The sequence below is a fragment of the Oleiphilus sp. HI0086 genome, assembly GCF_001635225.1.
On the sequence record NZ_LWFZ01000352.1, the window covers coordinates 1 to 17,169 of the forward strand.

Consider the following 17,169-nt stretch of genomic DNA (forward strand, 5'->3'; position numbering starts at 1 on the left):
TCATGCACTCAACCGGAATAGACTGTTCTAGAATCGCTACTTATCAAACTCGATTAGGTAATAACGCGCAGGGAGAAAGAGGAAATCTAGTTTTTCTCTGCTACCACTGAGCCACTTTATCTGAAGCTGCTGATAGCTTTGTTTTTCTGCCATACCAAAATGAGCAAGAGGCTCATCAAAACTAAGAAAACCACCTCCAAGAACTTGCTGAGATAACTGCGCCGTGCTTTCATCATCAAGAGAATGACCGAGCAATTGCACGCTGGAGCCCAATACCGTTTGCCCATTAAGTCTTAGATCGATCAATATACCCGGCTCTCGAGTCTGATTGATGAAGACGCCATGGTCGGCAGCAACTCGTTGGGAGATGATATCGAGATCACCATCCCGGTCAAAATCAACCGTCACAAAGCTCGGGGTATTTAGATAATCTTCCAAGCCCATTTCCGCTTCTGCTCGGTACATTCCTTCGCCATGCTTATTCATATACAAAACATTGGTCTGGGTACGCCGCCCTGCTCCACCAAACATATAACCGTTGCCAACATAAATATCGTTCCAGCCATCATTATTCAAGTCTGCTATCTTGCTGTGCCAACTCCAATAACTTTCTGATACAGCCCAGTCTTCAGCAAGTTCTTGCCAGCCGCCCATCGAGGACATAGACAAGACATTGCGCTGAACACCCTTAGGGTATAGTGAATAGTTGATAGCTTGCTTTGGGGGAATTACTTTACTGGCAGCTCGGCATAAAGACTCAGCCACTTTGTTTTCCTGAGTCATGAGACTACAAATATCGTCTTGCCTTGATTGCCTGGCCAGTTGAATAAGCTGCGCCTGAAGACAGTCTTGTTTTCTCTTGCTCTCAGCCAAATATTGACAGATACCAACTTGCCCAGATTTGACAGCCTGATCAAGTGAAAGCAAAGCTCTACACGCCTGTAAGTCTGCAATGCCAGCCTGCTGACAATAGTCCAAACCACCCTCTTGGCCAAAAGACATATCAACACTAAAGTAATCAATTAGCTGGTCTCGATTGAGGTCGCCACTGGCGATACTCATCGTGTTAAATGCACTGTAAGCTGGCAGGTTACTATCGGCTTTAGCTACTTGGAAACGCCCCGATTTCCAGCGATATATAATATCGGGGGCATCCATATCATTTCCCACGAGCAACTCCGGCTTACCATCTCGATCAATATCCGAGAAAAGTACTGACAAGGTCTCCCCTTGCGCTCCAGGTAATGCATGTGGCTTAAAATCTCGGCGAGTATTATTGGATGAATGCTTCTTGATGGCCGCATTCTCAATATAATAATTTTGGGAACGGTGCGGATTAAAATGTCTTAAGTCGCCAGCAAACCAGCTACCCAAAGCCATATCAACATCACCATCCTGATCAACATCCTGAAATGCCGCTGACATCACTAGTTGACTGTTTTCAAGCATCAGCTCCTGATAGCGACCTTGATCAAAGCTACCGCCCTGGTTCCAATAGATTCTATTACCAGCACCATAAAACGACACAAACAAGTCAGGATAGCTATCTGCATCCAAATCAACAAAACTGACCAATACTGGGCTTAGTTCACTTCCAAACTCTAGCGTTTTTCGCTTAGCAAAGCGCCCCCCCATATTCTGATAAAGTCGTATGCGGTCGGAATAAGCAATTGCCAGGTCTGGCCATAGATCCTGGTTCGTATCCCCCGTTGCAATACCCCGGCCATAGCTGAAGGGCTCAAATAATTCGACAGCTTTCATCGCAGGCGCACTTTCCAGACCAATAGAAGCGGCTTTAGTCGGCTCAAAGCCAACAACAGAATCATCGCTATTTTGGCCTTTTAAAGCGTAAGACTTAAGCACAAAGTCCCGACCAAGCTCCGACTTAAAATGGTGCGTATCGACTAAATCTAGCCCTTTGGTTTTCGCTAGTAAGGCCTCTACCTCTTCACCTTCACTATGCAACGCTCCCGCAAGCTGATCATGCTGTTCATTTAAATACTGATAGCTCAGATCTGACAATAGCTCTGCTAAATAAGCTTGAATCGCCTCTTCGTTACATCGTGCTTTAAGAGCTGTATTACTAATCAGTGAGCACGCTTCTGAATCACCGACATTGATGCCCTGAAAGTAACGTGAAAAGTCGTCGCATGCCGCTTTAATAACAGGCTCATTCAACTGCGTGCAGAATGACTTATCAGCACCCTGCTCTAGCTTGTGATTGATTAGCAGCGCCTGACATCGCTGCACAGCGACTGAGCTTTCCAAACCTGAACAAGCATTCAAGTCTCCTTGCTGTACTAGCAATATATTCTGACGTATAAGCTTATGTTCATTGAGGCAAAATGCCGTCAAATCTTCTACGGCTCCAGAACCTTCAAGTGAAGCGCATAGCGCATAGCCCGGATAAAGTTCTGTATTTAGCGCTAAGCTCTCAACTAAACACTGGCGCTGACCTTCTTGAGAATTTAAAGACAAGCATGGCGATAAGCTTTGTTGCTCAAGTGTCTTCTCGAAAAAATAGTCATAACGACAGCGCTGCCTATATTGCGTAGGTAAACTATTACACTGATCCACACTTTCGTTTGTTAAGGCGCCTTTCCTGACTTTAAGATAATCAAATGCCTCCATACAGCGCTGGCGATAGCTCGCTGCATCCTCCAGATAATCACAGGCACTCGCACTAAATTGCTTCGATAATAGCTCAACAACGAAGCGTTCAAAGCAGTCATACTGACGAGACTCACCAAGAACATGGCAGGCACGGGCAGCTTTTCGCATCAGGGGGCGTGCCGAATATTCCGGTAAACCGTGAAGCTCTATTGCTTCCTTTTCAGCCGCATCATTAGTCATCGCTAGCTGAGATAGTTTTTCTGTTACCGATAGCAACTTAGCGCCCTGTGATTGCTCGGTATATGCGCTGACGGTCAGACCAGCCAGTAACGCTAAAACAGACACACTCAATAATAAGGCAAGGCTCAATTTCAGAGAGATATCTCGTGCAACCATCGTCGCGGGATAAATACTAAAAACGCCTAAAGCAAAAAAGGCTGCGCCAACATAGGCAATATCAACCCCCGCTGCCAACAAGCCAACTGAGATCACAACATCGAAGGCAATAGGAACCGGAAAAAAAGCAGCGCACAAGGCCACCACAATTAGTATTATTAAGGTCCACGACCCATTTAAGTTATCTAGTGAAACAAATTCTGCTACAAGCGCAGCAAGCCCCCCAGCTAAAAGCNTAAGAGGCAGCGCCCCTTTTAAGATAAACCCTAAATGCCCCAAATATGCTTTGGTAAATTCAAAGACAAACTGAAGCCCCCTAGTTTGTTGCGTAATTGCACAGGCATTTAGCGGGAGATCAATACCACTACCTTTAAACTTACCACCCTCGCCATGAAAACGAGCACTTAAAAAGGGAATTACCAGTAAGACAAAAAATACGATCAAGATGTACTTAATGGCAACTAGCTCTATGGGCAGCAAGCTTAGTGACATCGCAACCACGATAAAATTAAAGCTTGGCGAACTACTCAGCATCGATAAAGCGGTGGGAGTAGGAAGGCCTCCCCGGTATAAACCAAAAGCAATGGGCGTAGAACAGTTGGCGCAAACACCCAAAGGAGTTCCGAGCAAGGCACCAATAAACGCTTGTTTATAAGGATTTCGCCCATCTGCGACTTTAGGCAAGTTTATTGAAAGGAAAGATATTAAAGTCAGTACAGCTGCAGCAAATAGAAAACCAAAGGTCATTCCTTGCCAGTTGGTATATGCCCAGTTAAGCGAGCTATAGAGAATACGCTCTGCATGCCCTTGCTCAGCACTAAGCGGGTAAATGACATCAAAGGCGAGAGAACTAAGATGGTTGCGCTGGCCCATCTGAGCTTTTTCATCCAGCGCTGGAAGCCGCGACTGGGACAAGAACAACAATGAGATAAAGGCGAGCAGAATGAGAGAGCAAAGAAATCCCCTTTTATCGACTACCCGCATATTGTTCTCATTACCGTACATTCACCATCTAATTAAAGAGGCTACAGATCGAAAATCTTTCCAGGATTCATCAAGCCTTTTGGATCAAAGACACGCTTAACGCCTTTCATCATTTCGATCTCAACAGGCGAACGCGAATAACCCAGGTAATCTTTCTTGACCATTCCGACGCCGTGCTCTGCCGAGATACTACCATTGTATTTTGCGACAATATCAAAAACCCACTTATTTACCTGAATGCACTTCGAGAAGAACTCTTCATTGCTTAAATCTTCAGGCTTAAGAATATTCAAATGCAGATTGCCATCACCGATATGACCAAACCAGATAATTTCAAAATCCGGGTAATGCTCAGTCACCACTGAATTGATCTCATTTAGAAACTCAGGAACTTTAGAGACCACGACCGAAATATCGTTTTTGTACGGAGTACGCACAGAAATCGACTCTGAGATACCTTCACGCAAACGCCATAAGTTATTGAGCTGGGTTTCACTCTGGCTGATCACACCATCCAAAACCCACCCTTCTTCAACACAGGTTTCAAATAAAGCCATTGCGTCATCCATTACCTGGTCAGACGTCGATTCGAACTCCAACAATGCATAGAAAGGCGCTTCAGTTTCAAAGGGTGCAGGCACATCGTTGTGCGCTAAGACATGCCCCATCGCTTCGTGCGAGAAAAACTCATAGGCAGTCAAGTCCAGCTTTGCTTGGAATGCTTTCAAGACATCCATGGTGTTACCAATATCTGATAGACCCAGAACCAAAGCAGTCAGATTGTTCGGTTGACGCGTTAGTTTCATTGTTGCTTCAGTGATAAAACCAAGTGTTCCTTCAGCACCAATAAACAAGTGACGCAAATCATATCCGGTATTGTTTTTCAACAAGTCTCGGTTTAGTTCAAGAATTTCGCCAGCACCTGTTACCACGGTTAAACCCAAGACCCAATCACGGCTCATGCCGTATTTGATAACTTTAATACCGCCCGCATTAGTCGATAGGTTACCTCCTAGCTGACTAGAACCGGCCGATGCAAAGTCAACCGGATAGTACAAACCGTTCTCTTCGGCGAAGTTTTGCAACTGCTGTGTAACAACACCAGCCTGACAACGTACAGCCTGATCACTGGCGCTGAAATCAACGATCTGATTCATGTAATCGAAAGAAACGACCACTTCACCATTGCTTGCCACAGCCCCCGCACTTAAACCGGTTCGTCCGCCAGAAGGTACTAGTGCAAACTCGTGCTCATTCGCTAGCTTAACAATTGCCTGAACTTCTTCAGTTGTTTTGGGGAATACAATCGCTAGAGGCTTAGGCGCATATATTTTCGTCCAATCCTTACCATGAGACTCTAGAGTCTCCGCATCAGTACGAACTTTCCCGTCTTCTACCACTGCTTTTAACGCATCAATTATCTGAGTTTCCGAAGCCATAAGCTTATCAATCCACCTAAATCTGTTAATAACTGTACTCTTACTTCCAAGGCTAGTTAGCTAAAAGGCAAGAAATAACAGCGCTTAATGTTAAATTTAATTCTAGCTATTGCAACTAAACAATTGATATAGCTAGAATTAAAAAGAGTTTTAATATTTTGAACGACTAAAAAGCGGAATATGTTATCATACGCGGCTTTTCCAGACACAAATTCTTGAAATAATCTGTTGTTAACAGTGTATTTTGATTCTTAGATAAAAGGTTTTTTGCGAATATGACTACGACGTCTTTAGATAAAGGTAAAATCAGGTTTTTGCTTTTAGAAGGTGTACATGAATCTGCTGTGGAAACACTTAAAAAGGCAGGTTATACCAACATTGAATATTTGAAAACTTCTTTGGCTCAAGATGAGTTGATCGAAAAGATCGCAGATGCTCACTTCGTCGGTATTCGTTCACGCACTCAATTGACTGAGGAAGTATTTCAAGCCGCTAAAAAGCTAATCGCAGTTGGTTGTTTCTGTATTGGTACCAATCAGGTCGACCTTAAAGCAGCTACCAAACACGGTATCGCTGTTTTTAACGCTCCTTACTCAAATACTCGAAGTGTTGCCGAACTAGTACTTGCCGAAGCAATTCTACTACTTCGTGGCGTACCTGAGAAGAATGCTCTTGCTCACCGCGGTGGCTGGCTAAAATCAGCTACCAATAGCTACGAAATTCGCGGTAAAAAGCTCGGGATTGTTGGCTACGGCAGCATCGGCAGCCAGTTGAGCGTTCTTGCTGAATCATTGGGCATGAAGGTCTACTTCTACGATGTAGTAACCAAACTTCCTTTGGGTAATGCAACGCAACTTGATTCTATGGAAGACTTGCTTGGCATGTCTGATATTGTCAGCCTGCACGTACCTGAAACCGGTGCAACACAAGACATGATGGGACCAGAACAGTTTGCTCAAATGAAAGATGGCAGCATCTTCATTAACGCAGCTCGTGGAACAGTTGTTGTAATTGACGCATTATGTGAAGCACTTAAGTCTGGCCGAGTATTGGGCGCCGCAGTGGATGTATTCCCTGTAGAGCCTAAGTCAAACAACGAAGAATTTATTTCTCCTCTTCGCGAGTTTGATAACGTTATCCTAACGCCTCACGTTGGTGGTAGCACAATGGAAGCGCAAGCCAACATTGGTTTCGAAGTTGGTGAGAAGCTAGCTACCTATAGTGATACTGGTACTTCTATCACTTCGGTTAACTTCCCTGAGGTTGCGCTACCATCTCACCCAGATAACCACAGAATTCTTCATATTCATGAGAACATTCCGGGTGTTATGTCCGAGATCAACCAAGTGCTATCTGAAAACAACATCAACATTCTAGGTCAATACCTTCAAACCAACGAAGGCGTGGGTTATGTTGTAATTGATGTTAATAAAGAGTGCAGCGGTCTAGCGAAAGACAAGCTAAAAACAGTCAACGGAACGATTCGTTGTCGAGTTCTGTTCTAGAAACAATTCGATCCGCAAAAAGCAAAAAGCAAAAAGCCGCATCTCATTTGAATGCGGCTTTTTTACTTCTAAATTAAGACTTAATTCTAACGAAAAGCGCTTATGCCTTGGATGCTGAGCCTTTATTACGAACCTTAGTTACCTTCTTGGTCACTTTTTTGCCTGCCTTTTTTTCCTCAACAATACTCGTCGTGGAATTTGCATTAAACTCACTAAGCAAAGCGTCAAACACGCTCTGCCTTTTGAGAAGCGACTCATTTACCAGATGATGCTGCGCACCCTCTAGATAGGCTATTTTCACCTCACTAAACACTCTCTTTAGCACCGTGATATTGTGTTCCCAGTCAACTGTCATGTCGTCAGTGCCCTGAATAATCAATACCTTTCGTTTGAGCTTCTTACCACTTTCAATTCGTGGAACCCAATCGCGTAAGGCACTAATCCAGTCAACCGCCAACCACTTGGACTGCAAGGGGTCATGTTCTTTCAGAAACTTCAGGAATTTCACATCCGCGCTATTTTGTGAGAATGAGCGATGCCACACTTTGAAAAACGGTTTAACCAAAGAGTGAGCCTTTTTAACAAAGCTCCAGCCTTTAGGTCGCACCAGCGGCGCGAGCAAAACCACCTTATCAAAAGCTTCACCGTGCGTTTCAGTATGCATTAAGCGGTCAATCAAAACTGCCCCGCCCGTACTCTGACCAACACAGTGGAATGGTTGCGGTAGATTAGCGCGACACGACGCCAAACAAGCATCGATCGCCTCTTGATACTGCTGGAAACACTGAATTGAAGCAGGCTTGCCACTTGATAATCCATGTCCAGGCATATCATAGATAACAACCGCATAACCCGACTTTATTAAAAAGCGAATTAGGTGATGATATATTCCGGCATGATCGAAGTATCCATGAAACACAAACACGGTACCTTTAGCATCAAGTGGTTTAAAGCTTTGCATAACGATACGAAAGTCACTTGCATCAAGCCAACCTGCACGCTGCTCTAGTCCGTCGAACTCACGATAGAAAGCCATATCATAGAAGTCATAGTAATGCGCTATTTCCCCCTTAACTGCAGCTTTCGACTTAAACGAAAACTTACCTAACTCCATTAATAAGCGATCACGATCCCAATTCATTCAACTTCCTCAATTAACTACTTTGTATCTAGATGTAAACGACGCAATTAGACGTTTCTATTAGCTTTGTTAAAAATTAACAAACGCTCAGATACATAAACTCACATTTAACATTGTTTTAAATTAGAGCCCTAAAAAGCATCAATAATTTAGTTACAATATAACCACAACGACATTACAAGGATATTTTAAATTGCGACCTACCGTGAACTAGCAAACTTATCTTAGCTGCTGGTTCATTACCTGAGTAATTAGTGTCGCAAATAAAGAAGAGAGTAGATCATGAGACAAGAAAGTAAACCTTTTACCTTTATCGACATCGTATTGGCCATGAGCATCACTGGCATCATGCTTGGCTTCCTCGTTCAACAGCTTCTCGACTTTTAGTATTTAACAGCGGCCTGTTTTGCCGCATAATCACCAGATATTTTTTGCTGGGTGATAAATAAATGGAATACCTTCCTCCCTGGTGGGCCAGAAATGGCCACCTTCAGAGCGTCTATCCTTCAGTTTTCAGAAAGGTATCAGCTGACTTTTATACTCGTGAGCGCCTGGAAACACCCGACCAAGACTTTATCGACCTGGATTGGGCCAAGAACAAGCAAAGCCCTCTTAAAAGGCTTGTGGTGCTTAGTCATGGCCTTGAAGGACATAGTAAACGTCCATACATACTCGGCATGGCGAAAATTGCGCTCCAGAACAACTGGGATGTGCTTGCCTGGAACTTCCGCTCATGCAGTGGCGAACCAAACAGAAAGCTCCAGTCATACCACAGCGGTCAAACAGGAGACTTACAATACGTTGTTAAGCATGCCATAGCACAAGGTTACGAAGAGGTCTGCTTAGTTGGCTTTAGCATTGGTGGCAATAAGACACTTTTATACCTTGGCCGCGAATCCGAAGACGTTCCCAAAGAAGTCAGCGGCGCCGTTACCTTTTCTGTTCCATGTGATTTAACTAGCAGCTCAAAACAGTTAGCGCTGCCACAGAATAAAATTTACATGAAAAATTTCCTGTTCAGCCTTAAAGCAAAACTTAAAGAAAAAAAGCTTCGTTTCCCGCAAGAAGTTGACCTAACAGGTTTTAGAAAACTGAAAACCTTTTACGACTTTGACCAGCGCTACACTGCACCATTAAACGGCTTTGCTAGTGCAGAAGAATACTGGTACAAATCGAGTTCTAGCAGGTATATAGAACAGATAAATACACCAACACTACTTATCAGCGCGTTAGATGACCCATTCCTCACAAAGCAATGTTTCCCACATGAAGCAGCGAAGAGCAACCCTTGCTTCGAGCTAGAAACACCACGTTTTGGTGGTCATGTTGGCTTTATGGGCTTTAACAAAGAAGGACTCTACTGGTCAGAAGAACGTGCGATTGAATACTTAAATCGCTTAAGCCGGTTTTAAAGCTTAAAGCCAGCTCTCAATTGCCTCGTGTGCCTGAACATTCTCCGCTCGAGCCTGCAAACCACCCTCACTCAAATAAACGCTAAACCGAGCCCGGTCTTTCATAGGAATAAAGGTACCACTCCCGTAAACCAAGCTCGCCCCTGGCAGCCACTTATAACTAGTTAGCCATTGCTTAAAATCTCTAAGCACAGGCAGCGTATTTTCTGAGCCCTTGTCAGCCTGCCAAAGATTAAACAGCGTCCTGGGCTTATTTCTTTCATCATCTATTGAATGGTAACGTCCAGATAAGCGGTCAAAACGAAATGCATCTTCCATCCCTAAAAAGCGCCAGAAATCTCCCCAGACGAGCAAGCGAGCATCCAGCTGCCACATATCCCCTTCTATTTCAAAGTGCAGAGGAGGCTGTTCGTTTAGCTCTAAAACCAAATTATATCGTTGAGGTCCAAGTCTAAATGTTTCAACGCTTGCTATCTTTTGAGCAGAAGTTTGTGCTTTAAAACTGTACAAATCCCAGGAACTGTAAAGAAGGGCCATTGCAGAGAGTATAGCTAGAATAGCAAGCGTAGCTTTTAGCCATGCCTTGAACCATGTACGAAGGAACAGGTACTTGAAAGAAATAACAATTAGCAGAGCGCCGAGAATAGCAATAGACAAGACGGGCAAGAACATAATTACCTCCTACCCTTGTATAAGCTTAAGTACCATACCCAATTGAAGCCAGACTTTCTTCTGACAACTTTAACAAAGCATCATTCTGGGTTTGTGCCTTGGTCATACTCTCAATGTAGTATTCCAATGAAGTCAGTGCATCAGCCAGAGTTTCTAACAAAGTCTGGTCAGGCATCGTATCACCGTCAACCAACTCCTGTTGAATACAGGACATGCACTTCAATAACAAGGACGTTAACCTCTCCTCACCAATGATGCTCATTGCACCACGGATACTGTCCATGACAGTATAGACTGTTGCCAGGTGAAGCTTATCACCCTGGGATTCAACGTAGGAGCTAATTGATCGTTTAGCCAAGCCTAGCCCGGACTTTGACTCATCAATAACAACGATAGTCGCTTCGCTCAAATATGGCGTTTCGCCATCTTTATGGGCCGACTGCAACTCTACTTCACCCTGAATACCCGTTTCTTCAAAGCGCTTAATCGCCTGCTCAATACCTAACACAGCGTCAGCTACAGCAAATAAATCCTGTTCGGCAACATCCGTCCCTGTGCCTTGCCAAGTTTTGATTGCTTCGATCTGCTGATCACAAGCTAGGCTAATTTTCTTCAGGTCGAGCATAGACAAGGTGCTGCTCAGGCGTTCAAAGACACCCACTATAAACTGCATATCCTCATCGCTTGGCGCATCACCACGCTCAAGAATATCTAATTTTTCTTTAAGCTGAATTAGCTCTTCTTGCAATGCATTGGACAAAGACTTAAGAACATCTGCACCCGGGCCAAACAACCGCTTGCTTTCTGCCGATAAAGACTTTTCATCAAAATCCAATAGGGAAACTTTGTAGCCTTCCAGTACTGCATTCACTTGCTGAGAATAAGAACCACTAATTGCTAACAAGTAGATAAGCTCTTTATGCAAAGACTCCGGTGCCGATTTACTGGTCACCACAGTTCCAACCAATGCCATCTCACGAAGGTACTTTTCAACCTTCATAAACAAGCGCTTGCGAAGGTCATGAGTACTCATATCTTGTTCAAGCAAGGTGTCTGCGACAATATTCACTAAGGCCCAAAATTGCGCCAATGGCTCACCAGCACATAGTTTCATTGCACCTTTGGAGGCACGAGAGATTAGCCGCAACGCTATTTGCTTGTTTCGGTCACGCAATATGTCAAGCAAACCAACCTGATACATATGCCTGAAGCGCTTAGCGTGGTGTTCAAAGTCACCAAGTTTATTACTACTCGATAGGCCAAATATAGTGCTCGGGTCAAATGCCCTATCGCTGGGTAAGTCAAAAAAGTGTGACTCTGGAAAGGGTTTGGTTTTTCTGGCTATTCGAAGCTCATTGATAATCGGCAAAAGAAGCTCTGGATGATCAAGCTTCTTCTGACAAAAATATTCGGTATAACGGCGCAAGATAAAAATAGCATTACTTAGGTTTGTTAACAGGCCATTTTTGTCGTCATTTGCACCAACAGGCACTTCATTCGCTAAGGCAACAGATTCCTGACATAGCAGCACGCAGCCCTGTACCTCTACCAGCACAAAGATACCGCGCAATTGGTTCAAGTAATCGATGCAGTTCTGAAGATCTTCTCCACTGTCGCGATTTTCCTGAAATCGTTCCAGGCTTTGCTCTGCGTGTTGAATTGTTGCTTCAATTTCCGGCTGAACCAGTTCAATAGAACTTAGACTCGTAGATGACAAGGCCATAAGCTAATTCCGGTCCAAAGAGTAATTATCAAGTTTCAAAATAAAACCGCTTTAATTCTTGCATTAATACTTCTAACCAAATAACGTCTCAGTTAATGGTCAGAACATGCTCTAAATCAATTTAAAAAAATATCGTTGGTTATTAATTTATATCACAATTCCGACGCTTAACAAGTTTAGCACTGTGTGTTTTCGTAATTAGCAAAGACTAGCTCTGCTACTTATGAAACACTTATAAGTCCCAAATCACCTGGTCTGATTTCTTTCTAAGTGATTCGAGGTATTTTTCATGAGACGCAGCTTCCTCTGTATTGGCAGCCAGAACAGGTAGAGGCTTGCGTGTACCGGGTAACCTTCGAATACCTCCGGCGCCACCTTCATCTGTCTTTTCCTTATCTAGCAACAAGCTAGTCTGCCCACCACTTAGTAATAAATAAACATCAGCGAGTATTTCGGAATCCAATAAAGCCCCGTGCAGTTCACGGTGACTATTATTGATACCGTAGCGTTTACATAAAGCATCCAGATTGTTCTTTTGCCCCGGATGCTTCTCTCGCGCCATGGCTAGTGTATCTAATACACCACAGTAATTTTCTACCGGAGGGATCTTGTTGACCAAAAGGTTAAATTCGTAGTTGATAAAGCCAACGTCAAACGCCGCATTATGGATAACCAGTTCAGAACCTTTTATATACTCAAGAAATTCTTGGGCAATATCAGCAAACAAAGGCTTATCAGCTAGAAACTCATTCGTTATTCCGTGGACATCTATCGCTTCTTGCTCTACGACCCGCTCTGGATTGATATACACATGGTAGTGATTTCCTGTCAGCTTACGGTCAATCAGTTCGACACAACCAATCTCGATTATCCTGTGGCCAAGCTGAGGATTTATACCGGTGGTTTCTGTATCAAGTACGACCTGCCTCACCCTTCAACTCCATCAATCACATGAACCTTACCAATACTGTCTTTTCGAATAACCGAGTCAACTCCGAGATTGGCAAGCTGGTCAGCCATTTCATTACCTGGATCACCACTATGACCTTTCACCCAAAACCATTTTACCTCATGTGTTGCGACTTGCTCATCCAACGCTTTCCATAGCTCAACATTCTTTACTGGCTTTTTGGCTGCAGTTTTCCAGCCATTTTTCTTCCAACCTTTTATCCACTCAAGCATCCCTTTGCGCATATATTGGGAGTCGGTATGTAAGTGAACAACACTAGGTTTCTTTAAGCTTTCGAGCGCCCGAATTGCAGCAAGCAGCTCCATTCTATTGTTGGTTGTATCAAGCTCACCACCATAAATCTTTTTCTGATGCTTCCCGCTTGTTAATAATGCTCCCCAACCTCCCGGTCCAGGGTTGCCTTTACAGGCTCCATCGGTATAAATCTCTATCATTCTTCTTTATCTTTCTCGTTATAAACTGAAAAGTCTTGTTCCAAAACCCGAGTGTGCCGTGAGCTTGCCAAAGGCATTCCTACGACCTTTGCACCTCGACGCCATTTTGAGTAGGAATTGATTCGTGAACCGACCTGTTTTTGTGCCGATATCAAATAGTATGCGCCTAGGGGGACTTTTGTATTGAGCACTTTATCGAGCCACAAAAAACGCCTAAATAAACCTGCATTATTAAAAGGCAGGCCGTAGTAATGGTATTTAGTAGTTCCCACCCTAAAATCGAGCAAATTCAACCAATCTTCGATTCGCTTACCACCAATAAAACAACTATTCCAGGGTGCTTGCTGCGACCTCCCTAACAACCTCCTCACTCCCCAAGTACTGAGAGGGTTAAACCCAACTATCACCATCGTACCAGAAGACTTGAGCACCCTGGCTGCCTCTCGCAGGGTTTGATGAGGCGCACTGGAAAAATCTAGTGCATGGTGCAAGATAACAACATCTTGGGTTTCGCTTTCTAATGCCAATTCCTCAGAAGAAGAAATAATAGAGTTTTCAGGTAAGTCCGGTTCCCACTCTGGCAACACATAAAATTTATGCCCCAAGCTACTTGGGTTACCTACTGGCACCCTATGCGAGACACCTATCTCAGCCTGGTGATAGCCAAACAAGCGATGTATTTTATTTGCTATATTACGCCGTTGGTCAGCTAATAAACTACGTCCTAAAGCACTCTGAAACCACTGTTCCAGTTGCTGTTGTTTAGAACTGTTAGCCTGTGCATTTTTATCCAAATCTTGTAACCCTGACATCGCAAAGCTCCCGCAGCGTGCTCGCAACAAAGCAGACTCTATCTAAAGTAGCTTTAATTTACCCAGTATTCATTCTAAGCTATGACAAATCAACCTAAGTGAGAGTTATCATATGATAAAAGTTCATGGCATACCTGCTTTTTCAGACAATTATATCTGGTGTATATATGATGACGCGAGCATGCAGGCTGTCGTTGTTGATCCTGGCTCATTTAGTGACACTCAAGATTATTTGAATTCACAAGGGCTAGACCTAGTAGCAATTCTTATCACTCACCACCACCCTGATCACACGGGAGGCTTGGCAAAACTTAAAGATCAATATGACTGTAAAAGCTTCGGCTCATCTCACTCAAAAGTTGAAGGTATCGATGAGCAACTGTCTGAAGGCGAAGCGATCAGCTTACTTGGCTTACAATTCAAAAGCCTCGACGTTCCGGGTCATACGCTTGATCATAATGCCTACTATTGCGAACAACTAGACGCATTGTTTTGTGGGGACACACTATTCTCAGGTGGTTGCGGTCGCTTATTCGAAGGCAGTGCTGAACAAATGTATAACTCGCTTGGAAAAATCCGCTTACTACCGAAGACGACACGCATCTTCTGTGCACACGAATATACATTATCCAATCTAGATTTTGCACTGAGTCTAATGCCAGACAACCAGGCACTACAAAACTACTTAGTAGAAGCCACCGATTTGCGTAAGCGTGGCTTATCCACTATCCCCTCCACACTAAAAACAGAACTGGAGATAAACCCGTTTTTTAGAAGCAACGATCCAGCCTTAGCTTCGAATGTTAAACAACTATTCCCCAATACGAATAGCTGTGAGCCAGATATTTTTGCCGCAACAAGGCTCGCGAAAGATCAGTTCTGACCATAGTAACAACGGGTTAGCACTTACAGAGTTAAATTTGTTACTAATTATTTAGCTCCAAGCAGTTGACCCTAAAGCCCCTACTTCATAGACTGGGCGGGAAAACTTGCTTAACGCCTAACAAAATGTGTTCCTTTTCTCGCAGCAGTAAAATAGCCACCCAATCGATATGCGTCATTTTCCTCTTATAGTTCTACTTTTGCTTATTAACGCTTGCGCGAGCTTTGATTCGTCGCGCGGACAGCTTGCCCCCCCTAGCTCGGTGCCGTCAGTTTCCAGCAACACAACATCAAACAAAAGCGAACCTACCCCCGACATTGAGAGCAAGGAAAACACTCAAGTAAGCGAACAAATCTCAAATACTCAAGAAAGTGGCATTAAGCAAGCGTCAACTGCTAGTAAAGCAAAGCTCCAACCCTCCCCAGAGCACACCAGTACGACACCAGCTAGTAATTCCGACAACGAAGCACTAACAGCACCACCCTATTTAATCTCTCAAATATTTGACGAAACGGTGGAGCCAAAAGAAAAGTTTTTCGTTAGCGGCCTTTTGAGCAGCCCAGATGAAGATCTATTCAGTAGTTTTGCTCTGAATAATAAGCTTATCGACAGCGCATCTGCCGAACATAACAAACAGCAGAATCGTAACTACGAGCAATACGGTTTTATCACTCCAACTGATGAGCTGGAACAGAAAGTCAATCAGGAGCTTCAGCTTCTTCGTGATAGACCTAGCCATAACCCTGACCAAGGCGACCTGCTTGACGATATTCGAAAGCACTTTACACTCGACCTGACTCTTGACAACAAGCGCATTCAAAGCCAGTTACGCTGGTACGTAAACAACCCCAATTATCTAGACCGAACCTTTAAGCGCTCTTCACGCTATCTTCACCATGTGGTGCAAGAAGTTAAGAAACGTAAACTACCGATGGAACTAGCACTACTACCTTTTGTCGAGAGTGCCTACGATCCTTTCGCATACAGTCATGGCCGTGCTTCAGGCTTATGGCAGTTTATTCCAGGTACCGGGAAGATTTATGGTTTGCATCAAAACTGGTGGTACGATGGACGACGTGACGTATTAGCATCGACTCAAGGAGCTCTCGAATACCTGAGTTACTTAAGTAGACGATTTGACGGCAACTGGCTCCATGCTCTTGCATCTTACAACTCTGGTTCAGGCCGCGTTAGTAAGGCGATAAAGCGCAATAAAAAACTAGGAAAACCCCAAGACTTCTGGTCTTTGAAGCTTCCAAGAGAAACCCGCGCTTACGTCCCTAAACTGCTTGCTCTTGCCAAGATTGTAAAGTCGCCTGAAAAATACAACATTCAATTCCCGAAAATCGCTGATAAACCGTACTTTGAGACAGTTCAAACTGGCGGGCAGATCGATCTTGCCCAGGCAGCTACCCTGGCCGGCATCGATATAAAGGAAATATATAAACTCAACCCAGGATTCAATCAGTGGGCTAGCGCCCCCATGGGGCCTCATCGTTTATTGGTACCTATTGAGAGCGCCAAACAGTTTAAAGCCGCGCTGACTGAGCTACCTCCAGAAAAGAGGCTCAACTGGACTCGCTACAGTATAAAACGCGGTGACTCCTTAATTCGCATAGCAAAGAAATTCAACACAACTCCAACCTTGATTAAGCAAGTCAATCAGCTGCGCTCTAACACGATCAGAGAGAAACAAAAATTACTTATCCCTGTTGCATCTGAAGGTAAAGCTTATTACAACTTAAGCCAGCATAATCGACTCAAGCGCAAGCAAGACAAAATATCCGGAAGCCAAGGCAGCAAGAAACTACGTTATAAAGTACGCTCTGGAGATACCATGTGGGATATTTCCAGAGCTCACAAAGTAGGCGTTCGCTCTCTAGCCAAGTGGAACGGCATGGCACCCACTGACCCGATTAAGCCAGGTCAGGAATTAATTATCTGGTCACTTAAGGATGTAGGTAAAGCAAGCATGCCGCTACCGTCTTTTAGAGATAAAAGGCAAATGATCAGAAAGATTGGCTATCGAGTAAGAAAAGGTGACTCGCTCGCTCGCATCGCAAGTAAGTTCAGCGTAACGATTAATGACCTAGTAAGCTGGAACAAGCTAAACAAGAAAAAATATCTACAGCCAGGACAGAAGCTAACCATCTACGTAGACATAACAGCTACTTAGGCCCCGTTA

12 protein-coding genes are annotated in these 17,169 nt (G+C 44.0%); 4 read left to right on the top strand and 8 right to left on the bottom strand.

What is annotated here, in order from left to right; translation table 11 throughout:
• Positions 1-36: 36 nt before the first annotated feature.
• Together A3756_RS04480 and A3756_RS04485 are read right to left on the bottom strand one after the other, a co-directional pair.
• A complete protein-coding gene (locus tag A3756_RS04480; RefSeq protein ID WP_068552988.1) occupies positions 37-4,014 on the bottom strand; it encodes an FG-GAP-like repeat-containing protein in 3,978 nt (1,325 codons plus the stop codon).
• A 20-nt stretch (positions 4,015-4,034) separates the two neighbouring features.
• Positions 4,035-5,432, bottom strand: a complete 1,398-nt coding sequence (locus tag A3756_RS04485; protein WP_068510644.1) for an FAD-binding oxidoreductase — start codon at positions 5,430-5,432, stop codon at positions 4,035-4,037.
• 275 nt (positions 5,433-5,707) lie between these two features.
• On the opposite strand from A3756_RS04485, the gene serA reads away from it, so the two are divergent.
• The gene (gene serA / locus A3756_RS04490; protein ID WP_068507262.1) at positions 5,708-6,937 is read left to right on the top strand and encodes a phosphoglycerate dehydrogenase; all 1,230 of its coding nucleotides are present in this window, start codon (positions 5,708-5,710) and stop codon (positions 6,935-6,937) included.
• A gap of 100 nt (positions 6,938-7,037) precedes the next feature.
• On the opposite strand, the gene A3756_RS04495 is transcribed toward serA, so the two are convergent.
• Positions 7,038-8,078 (bottom strand): alpha/beta hydrolase, encoded by a 1,041-nt coding sequence (locus tag A3756_RS04495; protein ID WP_068507260.1) that lies wholly within the window; start codon positions 8,076-8,078, stop codon positions 7,038-7,040.
• Positions 8,079-8,527: 449 nt separating this feature from the next.
• Between A3756_RS04495 and A3756_RS04500 the strand changes: the two genes are divergently transcribed.
• Complete coding sequence (locus A3756_RS04500) at positions 8,528-9,490, top strand: YheT family hydrolase (protein WP_068510646.1); 963 nt, start codon at positions 8,528-8,530, stop codon at positions 9,488-9,490.
• Positions 9,491-9,493: 3 nt separating this feature from the next.
• On the opposite strand, the gene A3756_RS04505 is transcribed toward A3756_RS04500, so the two are convergent.
• The 5 genes from A3756_RS04505 to A3756_RS04525 all read right to left on the bottom strand — a co-directional run bounded on the left by A3756_RS04505 (position 9,494) and on the right by A3756_RS04525 (position 14,101).
• Positions 9,494-10,162 (bottom strand): hypothetical protein, encoded by a 669-nt coding sequence (locus A3756_RS04505; protein WP_068508922.1) that lies wholly within the window; start codon positions 10,160-10,162, stop codon positions 9,494-9,496.
• 25 nt (positions 10,163-10,187) lie between these two features.
• The gene (locus tag A3756_RS04510) at positions 10,188-11,885 is read right to left on the bottom strand and encodes a hypothetical protein (protein WP_068552989.1); all 1,698 of its coding nucleotides are present in this window, start codon (positions 11,883-11,885) and stop codon (positions 10,188-10,190) included.
• A gap of 232 nt (positions 11,886-12,117) precedes the next feature.
• Complete coding sequence (gene dnaQ, locus A3756_RS04515) at positions 12,118-12,816, bottom strand: DNA polymerase III subunit epsilon (protein WP_068509354.1); 699 nt, start codon at positions 12,814-12,816, stop codon at positions 12,118-12,120.
• Positions 12,813-13,289, bottom strand: a complete 477-nt coding sequence (rnhA, locus tag A3756_RS04520) for a ribonuclease HI (protein WP_068510651.1) — start codon at positions 13,287-13,289, stop codon at positions 12,813-12,815. Before rnhA ends, dnaQ begins: the two co-directional genes overlap by 4 nt.
• On the bottom strand, positions 13,286-14,101 hold the full coding sequence (locus A3756_RS04525; protein WP_068552990.1) for a class I SAM-dependent methyltransferase: 816 nt from the start codon (positions 14,099-14,101) through the stop codon (positions 13,286-13,288). Before A3756_RS04525 ends, rnhA begins: the two co-directional genes overlap by 4 nt.
• 112 nt (positions 14,102-14,213) lie before the next feature.
• Here A3756_RS04525 and gloB point away from each other — a divergent pair, with 112 nt between their 5' ends.
• Positions 14,214-14,984 (top strand): hydroxyacylglutathione hydrolase, encoded by a 771-nt coding sequence (gloB, locus tag A3756_RS04530; protein WP_068552991.1) that lies wholly within the window; start codon positions 14,214-14,216, stop codon positions 14,982-14,984.
• Between the two features lie 199 nt (positions 14,985-15,183).
• The gene (locus A3756_RS04535; protein WP_197481163.1) at positions 15,184-17,160 is read left to right on the top strand and encodes a LysM peptidoglycan-binding domain-containing protein; all 1,977 of its coding nucleotides are present in this window, start codon (positions 15,184-15,186) and stop codon (positions 17,158-17,160) included.
• Positions 17,161-17,169: the final 9 nt, after the last annotated feature.

What these genes read in the sequence shown, in the direction of transcription:
- A3756_RS04510 (WP_068552989.1), bottom strand. Translation starts at nt 11,885, where the DNA reads ATGGCCTTGTCATCTACGAGTCTAAGTTCTATTGAACTGGTTCAGCCG.
- serA (WP_068507262.1), top strand. Translation starts at nt 5,708, where the DNA reads ATGACTACGACGTCTTTAGATAAAGGTAAAATCAGGTTTTTGCTTTTA.
- rnhA (WP_068510651.1), bottom strand. Translation starts at nt 13,289, where the DNA reads ATGATAGAGATTTATACCGATGGAGCCTGTAAAGGCAACCCTGGACCG.
- gloB (WP_068552991.1), top strand. Translation starts at nt 14,214, where the DNA reads ATGATAAAAGTTCATGGCATACCTGCTTTTTCAGACAATTATATCTGG.
- A3756_RS04495 (WP_068507260.1), bottom strand. Translation starts at nt 8,078, where the DNA reads ATGAATTGGGATCGTGATCGCTTATTAATGGAGTTAGGTAAGTTTTCG.
- A3756_RS04485 (WP_068510644.1), bottom strand. Translation starts at nt 5,432, where the DNA reads ATGGCTTCGGAAACTCAGATAATTGATGCGTTAAAAGCAGTGGTAGAA.
- A3756_RS04505 (WP_068508922.1), bottom strand. Translation starts at nt 10,162, where the DNA reads ATGTTCTTGCCCGTCTTGTCTATTGCTATTCTCGGCGCTCTGCTAATT.
- A3756_RS04500 (WP_068510646.1), top strand. Translation starts at nt 8,528, where the DNA reads ATGGAATACCTTCCTCCCTGGTGGGCCAGAAATGGCCACCTTCAGAGC.
- A3756_RS04525 (WP_068552990.1), bottom strand. Translation starts at nt 14,101, where the DNA reads ATGTCAGGGTTACAAGATTTGGATAAAAATGCACAGGCTAACAGTTCT.